The sequence below is a fragment of the Cupriavidus lacunae genome (assembly GCF_003353055.1).
In the GTDB taxonomy this organism is placed as follows: Bacteria; Pseudomonadota; Gammaproteobacteria; order Burkholderiales; family Burkholderiaceae; genus Cupriavidus; species Cupriavidus lacunae.
On the sequence record NZ_QKWJ01000021.1, the window covers coordinates 22,385 to 39,391 of the forward strand.

At 62.7% G+C, this 17,007-nt stretch carries 15 protein-coding genes; 10 read left to right on the forward strand and 5 right to left on the reverse strand.

Annotated elements, in window-relative coordinates; genetic code table 11:
• Positions 1-222 precede the first annotated feature (222 nt).
• Positions 223-684 (reverse strand): MarR family winged helix-turn-helix transcriptional regulator, encoded by a 462-nt coding sequence (locus DN412_RS17995; protein WP_115212847.1) that lies wholly within the window; start codon positions 682-684, stop codon positions 223-225.
• A 295-nt stretch (positions 685-979) separates the two neighbouring features.
• Here DN412_RS17995 and DN412_RS18000 point away from each other — a divergent pair, with 295 nt between their 5' ends.
• The gene (locus DN412_RS18000; protein ID WP_244222686.1) at positions 980-1,960 is read left to right on the forward strand and encodes an alpha/beta fold hydrolase; all 981 of its coding nucleotides are present in this window, start codon (positions 980-982) and stop codon (positions 1,958-1,960) included.
• Positions 1,961-2,067: 107 nt separating this feature from the next.
• Complete coding sequence (locus tag DN412_RS18005) at positions 2,068-2,469, forward strand: cupin domain-containing protein (RefSeq protein ID WP_167471101.1); 402 nt, start codon at positions 2,068-2,070, stop codon at positions 2,467-2,469.
• A 127-nt stretch (positions 2,470-2,596) separates the two neighbouring features.
• On the opposite strand, the gene DN412_RS18010 is transcribed toward DN412_RS18005, so the two are convergent.
• Positions 2,597-3,091 carry a winged helix-turn-helix transcriptional regulator gene (locus tag DN412_RS18010; RefSeq protein WP_244222687.1) on the reverse strand — a complete coding sequence of 165 codons (495 nt, stop codon included), beginning with the start codon at positions 3,089-3,091 and terminating at the stop codon, positions 2,597-2,599.
• A 133-nt stretch (positions 3,092-3,224) separates the two neighbouring features.
• Between DN412_RS18010 and DN412_RS18015 the strand changes: the two genes are divergently transcribed.
• The 6 genes from DN412_RS18015 (at position 3,225) to wrbA (ending at position 12,538) form a co-directional block, all read left to right on the forward strand.
• Entirely contained in the window at positions 3,225-4,418 is a 1,194-nt protein-coding gene (locus tag DN412_RS18015) for an MFS transporter (protein WP_115212850.1), read from the forward strand.
• Between the two features lie 52 nt (positions 4,419-4,470).
• Entirely contained in the window at positions 4,471-5,712 is a 1,242-nt protein-coding gene (locus DN412_RS18020; RefSeq protein ID WP_115212851.1) for an efflux RND transporter periplasmic adaptor subunit, read from the forward strand.
• A 4-nt stretch (positions 5,713-5,716) separates the two neighbouring features.
• Positions 5,717-8,881: an efflux RND transporter permease subunit gene (locus DN412_RS18025; protein WP_115212852.1), complete on the forward strand. Its 3,165-nt coding sequence runs from the start codon at positions 5,717-5,719 to the stop codon at positions 8,879-8,881.
• The gene (locus tag DN412_RS18030) at positions 8,868-10,283 is read left to right on the forward strand and encodes an efflux transporter outer membrane subunit (RefSeq protein WP_115212910.1); all 1,416 of its coding nucleotides are present in this window, start codon (positions 8,868-8,870) and stop codon (positions 10,281-10,283) included. Before DN412_RS18025 ends, DN412_RS18030 begins: the two co-directional genes overlap by 14 nt.
• Positions 10,284-10,943: 660 nt before the next feature.
• The gene (locus tag DN412_RS18035) at positions 10,944-11,894 is read left to right on the forward strand and encodes a ring-cleaving dioxygenase (protein WP_115212853.1); all 951 of its coding nucleotides are present in this window, start codon (positions 10,944-10,946) and stop codon (positions 11,892-11,894) included.
• A gap of 17 nt (positions 11,895-11,911) precedes the next feature.
• A complete protein-coding gene (gene wrbA / locus DN412_RS18040; RefSeq protein ID WP_115212911.1) occupies positions 11,912-12,538 on the forward strand; it encodes an NAD(P)H:quinone oxidoreductase in 627 nt (208 codons plus the stop codon).
• Between the two features lie 96 nt (positions 12,539-12,634).
• Here the strand turns inward: wrbA and DN412_RS43430 are convergent, their stop codons facing one another.
• The 3 genes from DN412_RS43430 to DN412_RS18050 form a co-directional block, all read right to left on the reverse strand.
• Positions 12,635-12,772, reverse strand: a complete 138-nt coding sequence (locus tag DN412_RS43430) for a hypothetical protein (protein ID WP_161564012.1) — start codon at positions 12,770-12,772, stop codon at positions 12,635-12,637.
• 16 nt (positions 12,773-12,788) lie between these two features.
• Positions 12,789-13,697, reverse strand: coding sequence for a tryptophan 2,3-dioxygenase (locus DN412_RS18045; RefSeq protein WP_115212854.1), 909 nt, complete (start codon positions 13,695-13,697; stop codon positions 12,789-12,791).
• A gap of 160 nt (positions 13,698-13,857) precedes the next feature.
• Positions 13,858-14,976: an iron-containing alcohol dehydrogenase gene (locus DN412_RS18050; RefSeq protein WP_115212855.1), complete on the reverse strand. Its 1,119-nt coding sequence runs from the start codon at positions 14,974-14,976 to the stop codon at positions 13,858-13,860.
• A 259-nt stretch (positions 14,977-15,235) separates the two neighbouring features.
• On the opposite strand from DN412_RS18050, the gene DN412_RS18055 reads away from it, so the two are divergent.
• Together DN412_RS18055 and DN412_RS18060 are read left to right on the forward strand one after the other, a co-directional pair.
• On the forward strand, positions 15,236-15,919 hold the full coding sequence (locus tag DN412_RS18055; protein WP_115212912.1) for a nitroreductase: 684 nt from the start codon (positions 15,236-15,238) through the stop codon (positions 15,917-15,919).
• 178 nt (positions 15,920-16,097) lie between these two features.
• Positions 16,098-17,006 (forward strand): SphA family protein, encoded by a 909-nt coding sequence (locus DN412_RS18060; protein WP_115212856.1) that lies wholly within the window; start codon positions 16,098-16,100, stop codon positions 17,004-17,006.
• The last annotated feature ends 1 nt before the right edge of the window (position 17,007 follow it).

The following is a 17,007-nucleotide window of genomic DNA, read 5'->3' on the forward strand; positions in this document are numbered from 1 at the left end:
CCTGACACGTGGACTTTGTTTCGAAAGACGGGGAGGAAAATACCTCCACGTCCGTTACGTTTGCAGGGGTCTCAGGCATCGATCCAAGGGGAGCGGTGCGGGGGAGACGCACTGCGCCCGTCGAAAGATTGGACGATGAGATGGCCCGGCTGGAAGGCATCCGGGAAAAAGATAGATGCGGTGAGGTTGCATATGCAACATAGATGGCAAAAAAAGCGGCCGCTATTGTTTCGGCAGATCACGGGCAATGTCCATGATGGCGTTAGCACCAGCCTCGCCGAGCAACGTCCTCGTCGTCGCTTGTGCGGAAGCCCACGCAGGCGCGGCATTGCGAAGCAGAGTCTGACCAAGCTTCGTTACGGCCAGTGGCCGCGTACGACCATTCTCGTCCGGGGTGCCTTCGGCTATCCAGCCTTGTGCCAACAGCGGCTGCAGGTTTCTGGTCAGTGTCGAACGATCATGGTGGTTGCGTCGGCCAAGCGCCGCGCGGCCTATTGGGCCTAATTCCTGGATCATCACAAGCAGCGTGAACTGAGGCGCGTTGATCCCAAATGGCCGCAGCGCATCGTCATAGATCGCTGTCAGCACACGGGAAATCTGACGGGTACGGGTAAGCAGGCAGCTCCGCAGGATTTCACTGCCTGCGCTGTTCTTTCTTGCAGTGCCAGAGTCAGAAGTCTTCATGGTGATTGAGTTGCATATACAACCATTCTGGCGGTCATACGTCGATAAAGTGCAAACTGTGAGGCCGACCACTTCGCGTGGAACTAGGCGATGTTGCATTTGAGCACACGTCGAACTACGTACTGAGGGATTTTTGTATCCCAACGTATCGATGGCAGCCGCCGATACGAACAAATACGATGGCCCCAGCGATTCACTACAGTAGAGATACAAATCTCTTCTTCAATGCTGCATATGCAACAGACATCCGCCGTGTCGGTTTGGGTGCTTGCAGGTCAAGCAAATGGTGAAAGACATGACGATGAAAACCACGGTTCGCAGCGCGCTTCGGTTCAAAAGTGCCGCGGGCCCCGCAGCCGCCCTAGCTGTTACGCTGCTCATTGGAAACGTACAAGCGGCAACGCCGGTCACGACGCCTGAAATCGGTTTCGTGCAGGTGAATCCCGATATCAAGCTAAGGCGTCTGGTTGTGCACAATGCGCGCGCCAAGGGCACGGTCTTGTTTTTGCACGGGTTTCCTGAAACGCTTTACGCGTGGAAAGACGTGGCGTCTTCCCTGGGCCAAGACTATGAGGTTCATGCTTTCGACTGGCCCGGCTATGGTGAATCGTCTCGTCCCGGCGTGGATAAGTTTTCCTATGCGCCCAGGGACTATGCCAAGGTGTTGGTGGATTACGTCTCCACGATCGGAATCGACAAGCAGCGGCTGGTGATCTACGCGACCGATATCGGGGCGCTGCCCGCCCTGATGGCTGCCGTCAATGACCCAGCCATCGCCAGACGGATCATTGTTGGCGACTTTGCACCGTTCAACCGTCCGCAATTCATGCAGGAGCGACTGCAGGGGCTCAAGGATCCCGCCACGGCGGATGCTGTGCATGCGGCGTTCAACCGGACCCGCGACGAGATCCTGCAGAACGCATTCACGCGCGGGCTTCCCGAGTCCTCACACTATGAAGTCTCGCCGGAGTTCAAGGCAGACATGGCCCGGGGATGGCAGAACGGTGCGCTGACCTCTGCCGATGCGTTCTACCAGTACTACACCCGGTTCACGCGCGACCAGGACGATTTCGAAGCAAACCTGGCCAAGTTGAAGACGCCCGTCACGGTGATCTGGGGCGAGAAGGACATCTACATTCGCAAGGAGATGGGCGAAGAGCTGGCAAGCCGCGCGCATCTGCATCTGAAGCTGTTGCCCGGCATCGGCCATTACCCGCATCTCCAGGACAAGGCTGCGACGATTTCAGAGGTGCGCGCCGCATTCGACGCGGAGTAGGCGAGGCCGCTCCAGTATCTCTCACCCGCGATGAATCGTTGTGGATGCAGCCAGCCTGCCCCGCACGAATCGCTTGCTCGCTTCGACAGACAATCAAGGAAAGTGAAATGAATATCGTCCGAATCACGATGGGTGCCCTGGTCATCGCCAGCCTTGCCGCGCACCTCCACAGCGCGCAGGCACAGACGCCTGAAGTCCATCGAACCGATCTGGCCCGCCACGACCTCAGCGTCCCGGGTCGGGAAGGCATTCAGGTCCGCGTGGACTTCGACCGCGGCGCGTTTGCCCCGAAACACTCGCACCCCGGCGAAGAGATTGCTCACGTGCTGCAGGGGACCCTTGAGTACCAGCTTGCCGATCAACAGCCGGTCAGGCTCAACGCGGGCGAGTCCCTTTTCATTCCCGCAGGCACGCCACATTCGGCCAGGAACGTCGGCAGCGGGCAGGCGTCGGAACTCGCGACCTATATCGTCACGAACGGCGCCCCACTCGTCGTGCTTGGCAAGTAGGGGGAGGGCAGCGGGCGCGTGGAGTACCACAAGCCCGGGCCGCACGGGGCGAAACGCGCCGTTGGCGTGCGGCGGCCGCCGGGCCCGTGCGACCCGGCGCCTTGCCAAGCGGTGAGTGACTTGGTGATTATTTGCCGAGTATGGCCTTGTTGCGGGCGTCGATGATCTCAGTCGTTCGCTCCGTAGCACCTTTGCCGGCTTCCAAGCGCACGTCGCGCAAGCCCAGCGTGCGCGGACCCACGCGCAGTCTGACCGGTTCGACCGGCTTGCCGGTGCTGTCCTCGACGAGGCGGATGGGCTTTCGCGAGCTGCACCATTCGTCGCCCCATTGCATTAGCCCCACGATGATCGGATAAAGCGCCTCTCCCTTTTCCGTCAGTCGGTACTCGGTGCGCCGTTCGCTGCCCTCAGCCACCACCTTCACCAGCACTCCATGCTCGATCAGCGTGTTCAGTCGCGTAGTCAGCACGTTTCGCGCGATCCCGAGGCGTTGCTGGAAGTCGTCAAAACGAGTCGTCCCCATCGTGCACTCACGCACGATGAGCAGGCTCCACCATTCGCCGATTTGCTCAAGGGCGCCTGCCACGGAGCAGTTCATTCCTGTGAAAGTTTTGCGATGCATAAGCACAATCGTAGACGAGAAGGTTGCATGATGCAACCTAATACGCTATCGTAAGTTGCATCAAGAAACTTTTGCGGAATTTGCCCAGCAATGCCGCTAATCGGCGGCCAGTTGTGCCGCGAAGGACTCTCAAATGGATAGACGTCTTATCGTCCTCGCCAGCGGCATGTTTGCGATCGGCACGGACAGCTTTGTTGTTGCCGGCGTGCTGTCGCAGGTCTCCGCCTCGCTCGGCATATCCGTGGCGCTGGCCGGGCAGATGGTCACGCTCTATGCGATGAGCTATGCGTTGCTGTCGCCAGTGATCGCCGCCGCAGCGGCCCACTGGCCGCGCAAGCGGTTGCTGCTCGCCGGCCTTGCCGTGTTCGTGGTGGGCAATGTGGTGACGGCCCTGGCGCCGAACATCGAGCTCGTGCTGGCCAGCCGCCTAATCGCGGGCCTTGGCGCGGCTATGTTCAGTCCGACCGCGACGGCCGCAGGAGCGTCGCTGGTACCGCCAGAGCAGCGTGGGCGGGCACTTGCAATCGTGATCGGTGGGCTGTCCAGCGCGACGGCTTTAGGCGCGCCGCTGGGCACCTTCATCGGCGGCGCGCTGGACTGGCGTGCGACGATGTGGTTCGTGGCCGCCGTCGGCACATTGGCCGGCCTGGGCGTGGCCTGGCGCCTGCCGGAGATCCCGACACCGCCGGCGGTCAGCCTGTCGCGCCGTCTCGCGCCGCTGGCCGATTCCCGAGTATTGCTGACTCTGCTGACTACGTGGCTGGTCTATGCGGGCTTGTTCCTCGTCTACACCTACATTGGCCTGAGCTTTGATCGGGCCACCGGCGGCGACTCGCGCGTGCTGGCAGGCCTGCTGCTGCTTTGGGGCGTGGCGGCGACTGCCGGCAACCTTGCCGCCGGACGGCTGACCGATCGCTACGGCAGCCGCCGCATCATCAACGTTGCCATCGCCGCGCTGGTCATCGACTTCGCGTTGTTGCCCCTGACGTCGGCATCGCTGGTGAGCGCCGTTCCCGCACTTATTGTCTGGGGCGTGTGTGGCTGGGGTGTGCTGGTCCCGCAGCAGCACCGGCTCATCAGCATCACACCGGCCGCCGCGCCGCTGCTGATGGGGCTGAATTCGGCGGCAATCTACGTTGGCGTATCGATGTCAGGCGTCATCGGCGGCGCGGCCATCACGTGGTTCGATCGTCATGCCCTCGGCCTCGCGGGGGCGGTCTTCCTGACGGTGGCGCTGTTCGTCGCCGAACGGGCGCGACAGCGGATCGTGCGGCCGGAAGTGCAGCCAGCCGCGGTGGTCGCCGCAACATCCGGCACTACGCGCTGAAGACCGAGGTATCTGACGGGCGTGCGTGGTGCCCAGTCGGCTCGAATCTCCGATGAATCAACTGATGGATTGGCAGCAGAGCATGGCAGAGAAACAGAACGGCCTCGCCCCTGGGCGGCGTTGGCTTTTGGCAGGTGGGGTACTGATCGTGTCGACCGGCACATTGGTCGCAACGATGGCATTGAAGGACACGCGCGCAGCGACGTCCCCGGCGACCGCCGCGCCCGAGGTCTTCGTGAAGACACTGGTGCCTGAGAACGTGCGCATCTGGGCGAACTTTTCCGGCCGCCTCAGCGCGGTGGACGAGGCGCTGGTCCGGCCCGAAGTGGGCGGAAAAATCGTGGAAGTCCGCGTGCGCGACGGGCAAACAGTGAAGGCAGGCGATGTAATGTTCGTGATCGACCCGCGTCCCTACGAGGCCGCCGTGGCCCGCGCCCGCGCCGACCTGGCTTCGGCCCGTGCGCGCGCCGAATTCGCGGCCGCCGAGCGTGAGCGTGCCAGGGGCCTGATCGACGCCGAAGCGATCCCGCTGAGCCTGCACGACCAGCGTACCAACGAAGACCGCATGGCCAAGGCAGCGGTGCTGGCGGCCGAGGCCACGTTGCGGCAGGCAGACATTAATCTCGACTACGCCAACGTCAAGGCTCCGATCGGCGGCCGTATCAGCCGCGCGGAAGTCACCCTCGGCAACCTCGTCCAGCCCGGCGCCAATGCGCCTGTGCTGACCCGCATCGTGTCGAACAACGGCATCTATGCCGACTTCGATGTCGACGAGCAGGCCTATGTTCAGTCGATCCGCCGGCATGCCGGGACGCACAACGAGGAGCAGCACATCCCGGTGGAAATGCGCGTGCAGGGCGACACGGAGCGGATCTACCAGGGCGTGATCTACACGTTCGACAACAAGATCGACTCCCGCAGCGGCACGATCCGCGCGCGGGCGAGGTTCGAGAACCGCGACGGGGCGCTCGTTCCGGGCATGTTCGTCTCGATCGGGCTGGCCGGCAGTGACGCCGCGTCCGCGCTGGTGGTGCCGGACGTGGCCCTCGGCAGCGACCAGAGCAAGAGATTCGTGTATGTGGTGGGCCGGGACAACAAGGTGGCCTATCGGGAAGTCGCGCTCGGTGCAGGCCTCGACGGCAGGCATGTGGTAACGAGTGGACTCAAGCCCGGCGAGCGCGTAGTCGCGCGCGGGTTGCAGTTCGTGAAGCCCGAGGTGACGGTCATGCCGAAGGAACTGGCCGAAGGCGAAGTGAAGACTGCCGCCGCGACCGCAGCACGCGGGGCGGAGTAGTCTCATGAATCTGTCGAAGTTCTTTGTCGACCGCCCGAACTTCGCGGCGGTCATCTCGATACTTATCTTTCTTGCCGGTGTGCTGGCCATTCCGAAGCTGCCAATTTCCGAGTATCCGGAAGTCGTGCCGCCGTCGGTGGTCGTGCGCGCGCAATTCCCCGGCGCTAACCCCAAGGTCATTGCCGAAACCGTGGCTACGCCGCTGGAGGAGCAAATCAACGGCGTCGAGAACATGCTGTACATGTCCTCGCAGGCGGCCAGCGACGGCGTGTTGACGCTTACGGTCACGTTCAAGCTTGGCACGGACCCAGACCTCGCCACGCAACTGGTGCAGAACCGCGTCAACGAGGCGCTCCCGCGCCTGCCCGAGGTGACCCGGCAGCTCGGCGTCAGCACGGTCAAGAGTTCGCCGGACCTGACGATGGTCGTCCACCTGATCTCCCCGTCGGACCGCTATGACAATCTCTACCTGCGCAACTACGCGCTGCTGAACGTCAAGGACGAACTGTCCAAGATTCCGGGCATCGGCCAGATCAAGCTGTACGGCTCGGGCAACTATGCGATGCGCATCTGGCTCAATCCGCAGAAGATTGCCGAGCGCGATATGAATCCCGACGAGGTAGTAGCCGCGATCCGCAAGCAGAACATCCAGGTGGCGGCTGGCGTAGTGGGCGGGCCGCCGTACAAGGACAACGTCGAGATCCAGTTGCCCGTGAACGTGCAGGGTCGCCTGGCCGACGTGGACCAGTTCGAGAATATCATCGTCAAGCGAGAGGGGGGCGCGGTCACCTACCTCAAGGACGTAGCTCGCGTGGAGCTGGGCGCGAGCGAGTACGCCTTGCGTGCGCTGCTGGAAAACAAGCAGGCGCTGGCGATGGTGATCTTTCAGACCCCGGGCGCGAACGCCATCGATATCTCGAACAACGTTCGCGCCAAGATGACCGAACTGAACAAGCGCTTCCCGGATGGCCTGGAGTACCGCATTGCCTATGACCCGACCACGTTCGTGCGCGATTCGATCAAGGCAGTCATCCATACGCTGCTCGAAGCCATCGTGCTGGTGGTGCTGGTGGTGATCGTCTTCCTGCAGACCTGGCGCGCGGCCATCATTCCGCTGCTGGCAGTGCCGGTGTCGGTAATCGGCACGTTCGCGGTGATGCTTGGTTTTGGCTTCTCGATCAATGCACTGTCGCTGTTCGGGTTAGTGCTGGCGATTGGCATCGTCGTGGATGACGCAATCGTGGTGGTCGAGAACGTCGAGCGGAACATTGCCACGGGCCTGCGGCCACGCGAAGCCACCATCAAGGCGATGAAAGAGGTGACGGGGCCGATCATCGCCATTGCGCTGGTACTTTGCGCCGTCTTCGTGCCCATCGCGTTCATCAGCGGCCTCACCGGTCAGTTCTATCGCCAGTTCGCGCTGACCATCGCGATCTCGACCGTGATCTCGGCGTTCAATTCGTTGACTTTGTCACCGGCGCTCTCCGCCTTGCTGCTGCGCTCGCACGACGCGCCCAAGGATGCGCTGACGCGCCTGATGGACCGATGGCTAGGTGGCTTCTTCATTCGCTTCAACCGGGTGTTCAGGCGGGGAGGGGAGTTCTACGGCGGCGGCGTGAAGCGAGCGCTGCAGCACAAGCGCGGGTCCATGGTGTTCTACGCGGCGCTGCTGGCGGCCACGGTGCTTGGCTTCGCCCGCGTGCCGGCCGGCTTCGTGCCGATCCAGGACAAGGGCTACCTGGTCAACCTGGTTCGCTTGCCGGAAGGCGCAACGCTGGATCGCACGGAAGCCGTGGTCCGTCAGATGGGCGATGTGGCATTGAAGGCGCCAGGCGTCAACACCGCCGTGCAGTTGCCGGGGCTGTCAATTAACGGGTTCATCAACAGCCCATCTTCTGCCGTGGTATTCGTCGGTGAACAGTCGTTTGAGGAACTCCGCAAGCAGGGGACGTCGGGGCCGGCGATGGCGGGCAGCCTGCAAAAGCAATTCGCGTCGATCCGCGATGCCTTCATCGCCGTCTTCCCGCCGCCGCCCGTGCAAGGGCTCGGCAACACCGGAGGCTTCAAGCTGCAGATCGAGGATCGTGGCGACACCGGGTATCTGGCGTTGAGCAACGTGGTGAACACAGTGCTGGAAAAGGCGCGCAAGGCGCCCGAGCTGGCCGGTGTGTATACCAACTACAACGTCTCCACGCCGCAGCTCTATGCAGACGTGGACCGTACCCGGGCCGCGCAGCTTGGTGTGGATGTGGATGATGTGTTCAAGACCATGCAGATCTATCTTGGCTCGCTCTACGTGAACGACTTCAACAAGTTCGGCCGCACGTACCAGGTGATCGCGCAAGGCGACAAGGACTTCCGTTCGAAGCGCGATGACATCCTCGGCCTGAAGGTACGCAACGTCGAAGGCAAGATGGTGCCGCTGGGCGCCGTGGTGACGCTTAGCGAGACCAGCGGCCCCGACAACGCCTCGCGCTACAACGCCTACCGCTCCGCGGACATCAATGGCCGTCCGGCCCCTGGCTACTCGACGGGGCAGGCGCAGGCGGCCATCACGCGCATCCTGAACGACACGCTGCCGGGCGACATGGCGTTCGAATGGACCGAGCTGGCCTACCAGCAGATCCTGGCCGGCAACACCGCGCTGATCGTGTTCCCGATCTGCATCTTGCTGGTGTTCCTGGTGCTCACCGCGCAGTACGAAAGCCCGTTCGTGCCACTTGCGATCATCCTGATCGTGCCGATGTGCCTGTTCTCGGCGATCGCGGGGGTCTGGCTGACAGGAGGGGAAAACAACCTCTTTACGCAGATAGGCTTCTTCGTGCTGATAGGACTGGCCTGCAAGAACGCGATCCTGATATGCGAGTTCGCCCGCGAACTGGAGATGCACGGCAAGGGTACGCTGGCGGCGGCCATCGAGGCCGCACACCTTCGCCTGCGACCGATTCTGATGACGTCGATCGCCTTCATCATGGGGGTGCTCCCGCTGGTGCTGTCGCACGGTGCCGGCGCCGAGATGCGCCACGCGATGGGCGTGGCAGTGTTCTTCGGCATGATCGGCGTCACGTTCTTCGGCCTGTTCCTGACGCCAGTCTTCTATGTCCTGATCCGGAACCTGGAAAAGCGCCTCACGCGAAAGGAAAAGGTACAGCAGCATGTTGAAGCTTGAACGATTGACTGCGTCCGTTCTTGCCGCCGCGACAGCTTTCGTGGCCGGTTGCACGAGCCCTGTGGGGCCCCAAGACCCCGGTGTCGACGTCGCGCCGCACTGGCAGACGCTGGCGCCCACACCGACGAACGCCGACCTGATCGTCAGCCACGATGACGCGCAGGTCCTCCAGAAATGGTGGTCTCACTTCCACGATCCTGCGCTGGACGCGTTGGTTCGTGAGGCGATTTCCGGCAACAAGTCGCTGGCGATTGCGCGGGCACGGGTGAAGGAGGCACGGGCAGCGCGGGTGCAGGCGCAATCGGCGTTGGTGCCGGAAGTGAACGCCGTGGTGAGCAGCGAGCGCGGCAATCGCGGGCTGCTGACTAACGACAAGTCGGTCACGGTGAACCAGGTCGCGCTGTCTGCGGCATGGGAATTGGACCTGTTCGGTCGCAATCAGGCTCGCACGGCACAGGCCACGGCCATCCTGCAATCGACTGAGGCCAGCGAGCAGGCCGTGCGCGTGGCGCTACTGGCCGAGGTGGCGCGCACCTACTTCGAGTTGCGCAACCTGGACCGGCAGATCGAACTGACGGAGAGCAATCTCGAGACGCAACAGCGGACGCTGAAGCTGGTGGAAGCCCAGCAGCGCGGCGCGCTGGTGAGCAACTTCGACGTGCAGCGCGCGGCCGCGCAGACATCGACGACCGAATCGCGCGTACCGTCGCTCCGGGCAGCGCGGGACGCCGCAGCTAACCGGCTGTCCGCGCTGATCGGTCGGACGCCGGGCAACCTGCAGGAGGTGGCCGCAGCGCCGCAGCCGCCGCTCGACGGGCGTATCGTAGTTTCGGCCCCGGCCTCAGTGATTGCCACGCGGCCGGATGTGCGGGTGGCGGAGCGACGCTTCGCCGCTTCGATCTCCGCGCGAAAGGCGGCGGTAGCAGAACTGTTCCCGAACATCTCGCTAACCGCGCTGTTTGGCGTGCAGGACGCCACGCCGTTCTCCTCAACGCCGTGGGGGATCGGCATCGGGCTGGTGCAGCCGGTGCTGAACTTTGGTCGCATCCGCTCACAGATTGACGCTGCCGATGCGCGGCAGACGCAAGCCTTCCTGGCATACCAGCAGGCAGTGCTCGATGCATTGGAGGATATGGAAAGCGCGATATCGGCCTACCTGAACGAGCAGTCGAGAAACGCGTCGCTCGCAGCGGGTGTGGCCCAGAATCGGCGCGCGGCCGAACTGGCGCGAGCGCAGTACCGTTTCGGTTATGTGGGCTTGCTGGACGTGCTGGTGGCCGAACGTGATCTTCTCGACGCGGAGTCGCGGCGGGCTACGTCGGATGCGAGCCTGCGGACGAACCTCGTGCGAATTTTCGCTGCTGCGGGCGGCGGTTGGGAGGTTGAAGAAGAAGCCCACTAGACTCTTGGGCCAGCGGTCACCGTTCCCGGCGCAGGGTCCAGGACCTGGAAGTAATGCGATATCTGACGCAGATGTTCGTCCGCCCAGCCCATGACTACCTGAATGACGCGTTGTGCAATTGTCTGAGCGTCAAGTGCTCGGGAACGAGGACGCGTCGCCAAACCGGTGGGCTCAGGCCGCGCAGAGCAAACAGATTCGGGCTGGCGTTCGCTCTCGGCGTCATTGTGGGCAGGAGCCTTCTGCGCTGTCTCCCCGATCTTTCTCGATCTCCGCTCGAATTCTGCTTCGGCAGCATTGGGTACGTCCTCCACCGCAGTCATCCTTCAGATCGAGCATGGCATGGGGGCTCGCCGGCCATTCCGGTGCCGGCGGCGTTCGTTGCGGGGGTGAGTGGACGACGCCCGATCATACTCCAGCGCTGGCGCCCACTGCCACACGAGCAAACCTTGGCGCCCTGACGCGTCTGCGTCCCGACAGCCTCGGGAAATGCCCCTCCTGCGCCATCGCGCGCGCCGCGCCTCACAGGGCGGCATTGTCCACGTTTGCCGAACCCTGCGTACAACCCGTGATGGCTGCCCAATCGGTATCTGCCGTCATAAGCTGTTGCACAGGAGCGGCTATGCGCTGTTTCCACATGTCTATTTCAAACTGGAGAGGACAATGTTAATGCTCAAGGGATTTCATCATCTGACCCTCGGCGTAAGGCACGCACAGGAGGATGTGGACTTCTACGTCAAGCTGCTCGGGCAGAGCCTCGTGAAGAAGACCGTGCTTCTCGACGGCGAGGATCCCATCTACCACCTTTACTATGGCAACGCGAATGGCGATCCAGGGACCCTGGTGACGTCGTTCCCGTTCCGTCAGCGGGGCGTCATGGCGCGTCCGGGATCGGGCCAGGTGCGGGTCATCAACTACTCGGTTCCCAAGGGCTCGCTCGAATTCTGGCGCAGCCGCTTCGATGCCATGGACGTGCCGTATGACAGCGAGATCGTCGAGCGCTTCGGAGAGCGCCGCCAGCGGCTCCAGCATCCGTGCGGCATCGAGTTCGATCTCGTCGAAACGGATCGCGATTCGCGTCCGGCTTGCGTGGCCAGCGATATCCCCGAAGCCCATGCCATCCGCGGCGTCCACAGCATCACGCTGTCGCTGCGGGAAGTCGCCGAATCGATCCGCTTCATGAGCGAAGCGATCGGTTTCCGGAACGCAGGCCAGGAGGGAGCCTACTACCGCTTCGAGACGTACAACGGCGGCCCGGGCATGATCGTCGAGTTCCTGCATGAGCCGGACCGGCACCAGGGTTCGTCGATCTACGGCGAAGGCACGGTCCACCATGTGGCCTTCGCGGTGGACAACGTGGAGCAGCAGGCGATCCTGAAGGAGAGAATGTTTGCCCTGGGTTACATCGATACGTCCGAATCGGTGCACCGCAACTACTTCCGCTCGATGTACTTCAAGATGCCCGGCGGCGTGATGTTCGAGGCGACCACCACCGACATCGGCTTCGCGATCGATGAAGAGCCCGGCCATTTTGGCGAGGAGTTCCAGCTCCCGCCGTGGCTGGCGGATCGCAAGGACGAGCTGCTGGGCCGGCTCGAGCCCATCTCTGTATGACGTTGCCGGGGATCACCATGCAAAAACCGAAAGTACTGATTGTCTTCTACTCACGAAACAGCTCCACGGAGATGCTGGCCAAGGCTGTCGCCGAGGGGGCCCTCGAGGCTGGCGCAGAAGTCCGCATGCGGCGTGTGCGGGAGGTTGTCGGCCCCGACGTCATGCGGCAGGCGCCGGGCTGGCTCGAGAACGCCACGGAGATGAACGCGAAATACGAGGCGCCGACCGAAGCCGATGCCGAGTGGGCTGATGCCATCGTGTTCGGCACGCCGACGCGGTTCGGGTCGATCTCGGCCGAACTCAAGGCGTATATCGACGGGCTCGGCGGCCTCTGGTTCGCGGGAAAACTGAATGGCAAGGTGGGCTCGGTCTTCGGCACGACGTCCTCGCGCCACGGCGGCAACGAAGCCACCCTGCTGGCGACCTACGCGCCGATGGCGCACCTCGGCCTGATCATCGTGCCGCTGGGCTACGCCGACGCGGCGATGTTCAAGGCCGGTACCCCGTACGGCGCGACTCACGTCTCGCAGCGTGACGCCGTGAAGCCCGACGAAGATCACCTGGCGGTTGCTCGGTTCCAGGGCCGCAGGGTGACGACCGTCACCCGCGCCTTGCAGGTCCAGCCGCAGCCCGTGGCAGCCTGAAAGCAAAAGCCTGATGGTAAAAAAGGGCGGAGACTCGCAGTCTCCGCCCTTTTTTTGCACTGGCACAGGCCGGTGACACGATGGCATGGCAATCACTCAGGCCGGCGCCGTCTTCATGCAGCTTCCCGTGGCATCAATGCTCGCGCGACAGGCGGCAACAAGTCCTGCGTCCCCGGCATGATTGACGATCATGGACGCGAGCACCGCAATCTTGTGATCGTAGACGCTTGCCATGACCGTCCTGAGCGTGTCACTCCGCAGCCCGGGCGTTTCCCTGCCCGCGGGCGTGCGGACACATCGCGGGCGGATCGCCGATGAAGCCGCGCGCAGACCAGAGTTCCGGGAACGGGATCTCGTTCATGGTCGGCAGGAGCCAGGCAATGCCCTCGGTGCCGAAGTAGGCCGGCCGGGCGCCGAAGGTCCGGCGCGTTGCCATCAGGTGCAGGTGCTTCCACGTGGAGAATCCCTCCGCGATGTCGGCCAGCGTCTCGCCGAGCTGCTGCAGTTCCCGGTGCTCGCCCGGGTCGGCATAGACCTCGCGCCAGACGTTCTCGACCACCTTGTCCGGCGTGTAGGGCGCACTGAAATCGCGGTCGAGTACCACCGCCGGCACGGCGAAGCCCTTGCGCCTCAGGTGGGCGAGCACGTCGTCATACAGGCTCGGCTCTGCCAGCGCCTTGCTGAGTTGTTCCCAGCGCCGGGGTTGCGGCAGGAAGTGCTGCAGGTGCTCCCCCTGCTTGATGCCGAGCAGGTAGACCATCTGCCGGTACGTCCAGCCCTGGAGGGCAGTGTCCTTGCCGTATTTCGGGCCAACGCAGGACAGGATGGCGAGCAGGTCGACAGGCGTCATCCACGCGATGGAGCGCCATGTGGCATTGAGCGGCTCGTGGTGGGCGACGACGCGCCGCAGCGTACGGCAGGCTCCGGTCAGGTCATCGGCACGCAATTGCGTCTGCGCGGCCTGTATTTCCTTGATGATCAGCATCCAGTAGAGCTCGGACACCTGCGCCGATACGATCCAGGCGTGCTCGCCGGGATGATCGCTGACCGGGCGCTGCAGCGAGTGGAGCACGTCTGTCTGTAGCCAGTCACTGTATGGCGTATGCCCGGCTGGGGTTCCGGCCGGCGCCGGGGATGCGGGCGTGACGGTATCGTTCACTTTGGTCTCCTCGTGGTGGTGGGGTCAGGCAAATTCTGTGGAACGGCGACGGTCCGCAGCATCGACTCCATCTGCGTCAGTCCTGTCGCGGTGATCAGGGCATCGAGCGCGTGGCGCCGGCCGAGGGGATGCCGGAAGCTGTCGGATGGCCGGCCGGTCATTACCACAGGCTCTCCAACAGCGCATCCAGCTTCGTGCCGGCATTCTCGCCAAGGTCGCCGACCTCGGAGGGATAGTTCTGCTTGAGCAGGGCCGCCATCTCGGGAAGCTTCGCGCGATCGAAATCGAGGTCGCCTAGCCGGCTCGGCAGTTCCAGTGCGTCCACGGCTGCCTCAATGCGGTCAGCGAGGAATGCGGCGGGCGTGCGGCTGCCACGGTCCGTGGAGAAAATCTCGAGCTTTCGGCCATATGCGTCGGCGCAGGCGCGGATGACGGGCGCCAGCGCAATGCACGATGTCACGCTGTGCGGTACCCCGAACGTCCCGCCGAGGATGTGCCCGATGCGATGGCTCAGGCCGTAGATGACTGAAGCAGGATAGAAGTAGCACTGCCACGCGGCGAGCTGAAGCTGCAACAGGTCGTCGGTCGAGACGTGGCCGCCCGCGATGGCCTCGCGCGTTTCGAGCTTGCGCGGCCACTTCTCCAGCACGGCAAGGAAGCGCTCCACGCCCCTGGCGGCCAGGATGGCGTGAGGGTGGTCCACGTCGACCCGGCGCATGCCTTCCACCGCATGGTCGATCCCCTTGATGGCCGAACTCAGCAGCAGCATACGTGGCGTGTCGACAATCATCCGGGGGTCAATCAGCACCAGCCTGGGCGTCGTTTCGCGCACGGCATAACTGCGCTTGAACTTCTGGGGACCGTCCGTTTCCGTCACGCCGAAGTAGTGGGAGAACTCCGAACCCGACAGGGTCGTCGGAATCGCGGCAATGGGCAGGTAGTGGCCCGTCTGCTGGAAATGCCGGTAGGAGACTGCCTTCGCGGCATCGAGTACAGAGCCGCCGCCGAGGGCGATGATCGATCCCGCATTGGCCTCGATGCATGCACGCAGTCCGTTGCCTACGGCGAAATCGGGCACATGCGGCGGCAGGCCGGTGAAGGTGCCCACGCCGTCGCCGATGACAGGCTGCAGGTGCTCGCGGTTCAAGGCCTCAAGGAATTCCACGGTGAACGTCATCGGACGGCGAATGCCGTAGTTCCCCATGGAGGGGGCGACGGCTTTCAGCACGTCGTGTCCCCAGACAATCTCTTCCTGCGGCAAGCATTTCAACTGGTTCATTCCACTTCTCCACCATATTTTCGTATGCGATCGGGGGCTCCGATCCCGAGTAGGAAGATAGGCGAATCGGGTTCGCGCGTGCGCGCGGGATTTGAGAACAGAGCGTCCAGGATTTTGGACGCCGCACATGTGCAACCGGGGCCTGTCGTTCGTTGTTTCCGGACGAAGCTTTCAAGTTTTGCCGTCTTCACAAGGCCGGGGACGTGTCTATGATCCTTTCCACCGTAGCGACCCCCACCACGAGAACGGAGACATGAAGATGGAGGCAATCCAGATTACAGAAGCGCTGATTCGCGGACGCCACAGCAAGCGCGGCTTCCTTGACCAGCCGGTGCCGATCGAGACTGTCAGGGACATCCTGTCGGTCGCGAAATACGCGCCGAGTTCGAGCAACACGCAGCCCTGGCGCTGCTATGTACTGACGGGAAAGGCTCGCGAGAAGATTGCGGGAGCCGCGGTCGAGGCGTATCGCGCCGATCCTGAGGGACTGACTCCCGACTACCCGTTCTTTCCAAAGGAATTGCCGGCGCCATTCTCGTCGCGCTTCGATACGTTTCGCGGCATGCTGGGCGATGCGCAGGGCGTGCACAGGAGCGATATCGTCGGGCGCCGGCGCGACGTCGAACGGCAGTTCCGGTTCTTCGATGCGCCAGTGGGACTGATCTTCACCATGGACCGGCGCCTGGAATGGGCCAGCTTCATCTGCTACGGCTGCTTTCTCCAGAACATCATGCTGGCCGCGCGCGCACGGGGGCTGGATACCTGCCCGCAGCAGATCTGGTCGCTGCAATCGGCGGTGCTTCGTGAAGGCCTCGCCATTCCCGACGAGGAGATGATCGTGGCCGGAATGTCACTCGGCTATGCAGACAACAATATTCCGGAAAACAACATGGAGCTGCGCAAGCTGGAACTGGACGAGTTCGTCTCGTTCGTCGACCGGTGACACGCGGAACCGTCCAGGCCGCTCCCTGACCTGGAAAAGCGCGAAGAAGCGATAGCCATCGTTAGCTAGTTTCGGCAAGTTGTGGAGATGTCGAATCGTTAAGGCAGGCGCGCTTCACCGGCTGATGCGGATGCCCCGAGCCCTCAGCCGAAAAATAGAATACAGAGACGGAGGAGACATGATTAAAGTGCCCGCGAAGTTTTCTGCGGTGGTTGCGCTCGCATGCTTGCTGCCCGCCAACGCCGAGGCAACCGAGAATGGTCAGACCAGTTACCCGGTTGGCGTCAATACCGTATTGAATGGAATTTTGCCACCTCCTGGTGAAACCCAGTTTTACAATTACACGCTCTACTACGATGCCGGAAAGTTCGCTGGCCCGCATGGAGAAAGTCTCCTGCCCGGGTTCCAGTTGAACGCGTTTGTTGACGCCCCGCGTATCGTTCACACATGGGGCACTACATTTGGCCCCTTTACTCTGTCTAGTGGTGTAATCATCCCGCTCGTTCATATTCGGGCGGACACGCCAGGCGGCAGCGGCAAGCGCAATGGAATTGGAGACATCATCGTTGAGCCGCTGTACATCGGTTATTCAAATCCATCGCGATCATTCTTCGGCTACCTCACCACCGAAATTGCAGTGCCGAGCGGGTCCTACTCCGCGAACCGAGTGGCGAACACTGGCCGGAATGTATATGCGCTAACGCCGCAACTCAGCACGACATGGTTCCCCACGGCCGCAGTTGAAGTCTCTACCACGACGCTGGTAGAGATCAGTTCACCGAATTCAGCGACTCGATATCACTCCGGCGCGGTTGCAGCACTTGAGTATCTTTTTGGCTATTCGCTTAACAGCAAGATCCAGCTCGGGCTTCAGGGATATCTGCTGAAGCAGTTCACCGATGACAAAGTCAACGGCACGCCCGTCCCAGGGAATGGGTTTCGCGGGAAAGCGGTCGCAGTCGGGCCGCAACTACGATACATGTGGTCGCCGGCGGCGGGCATTGTGTTCAAGTATCAGCGCGAGTTCGAAGTGCAGAATCGGCCGCAAGGCAACAAGTTCTGGGTTGAACTGTGCTTCCCTCTTTGAT

Bases quoted from the DNA above. Each gene is read 5' to 3' on its own strand.
- DN412_RS18000 (WP_244222686.1), top strand. From the start codon at position 980: ATGACGATGAAAACCACGGTTCGCAGCGCGCTTCGGTTCAAAAGTGCC.
- DN412_RS17995 (WP_115212847.1), bottom strand. From the start codon at position 684: ATGAAGACTTCTGACTCTGGCACTGCAAGAAAGAACAGCGCAGGCAGT.
- DN412_RS18030 (WP_115212910.1), top strand. From the start codon at position 8,868: ATGTTGAAGCTTGAACGATTGACTGCGTCCGTTCTTGCCGCCGCGACA.
- DN412_RS18025 (WP_115212852.1), top strand. From the start codon at position 5,717: ATGAATCTGTCGAAGTTCTTTGTCGACCGCCCGAACTTCGCGGCGGTC.
- DN412_RS18060 (WP_115212856.1), top strand. From the start codon at position 16,098: ATGATTAAAGTGCCCGCGAAGTTTTCTGCGGTGGTTGCGCTCGCATGC.
- DN412_RS18035 (WP_115212853.1), top strand. From the start codon at position 10,944: ATGTTAATGCTCAAGGGATTTCATCATCTGACCCTCGGCGTAAGGCAC.
- DN412_RS18015 (WP_115212850.1), top strand. From the start codon at position 3,225: ATGGATAGACGTCTTATCGTCCTCGCCAGCGGCATGTTTGCGATCGGC.
- DN412_RS18005 (WP_167471101.1), top strand. From the start codon at position 2,068: ATGAATATCGTCCGAATCACGATGGGTGCCCTGGTCATCGCCAGCCTT.
- DN412_RS18010 (WP_244222687.1), bottom strand. From the start codon at position 3,091: ATGCATCGCAAAACTTTCACAGGAATGAACTGCTCCGTGGCAGGCGCC.
- wrbA (WP_115212911.1), top strand. From the start codon at position 11,912: ATGCAAAAACCGAAAGTACTGATTGTCTTCTACTCACGAAACAGCTCC.
- DN412_RS43430 (WP_161564012.1), bottom strand. From the start codon at position 12,772: ATGGCAAGCGTCTACGATCACAAGATTGCGGTGCTCGCGTCCATGATC.
- DN412_RS18020 (WP_115212851.1), top strand. From the start codon at position 4,471: ATGAATCAACTGATGGATTGGCAGCAGAGCATGGCAGAGAAACAGAAC.
- DN412_RS18050 (WP_115212855.1), bottom strand. From the start codon at position 14,976: ATGAACCAGTTGAAATGCTTGCCGCAGGAAGAGATTGTCTGGGGACAC.
- DN412_RS18055 (WP_115212912.1), top strand. From the start codon at position 15,236: ATGGAGGCAATCCAGATTACAGAAGCGCTGATTCGCGGACGCCACAGC.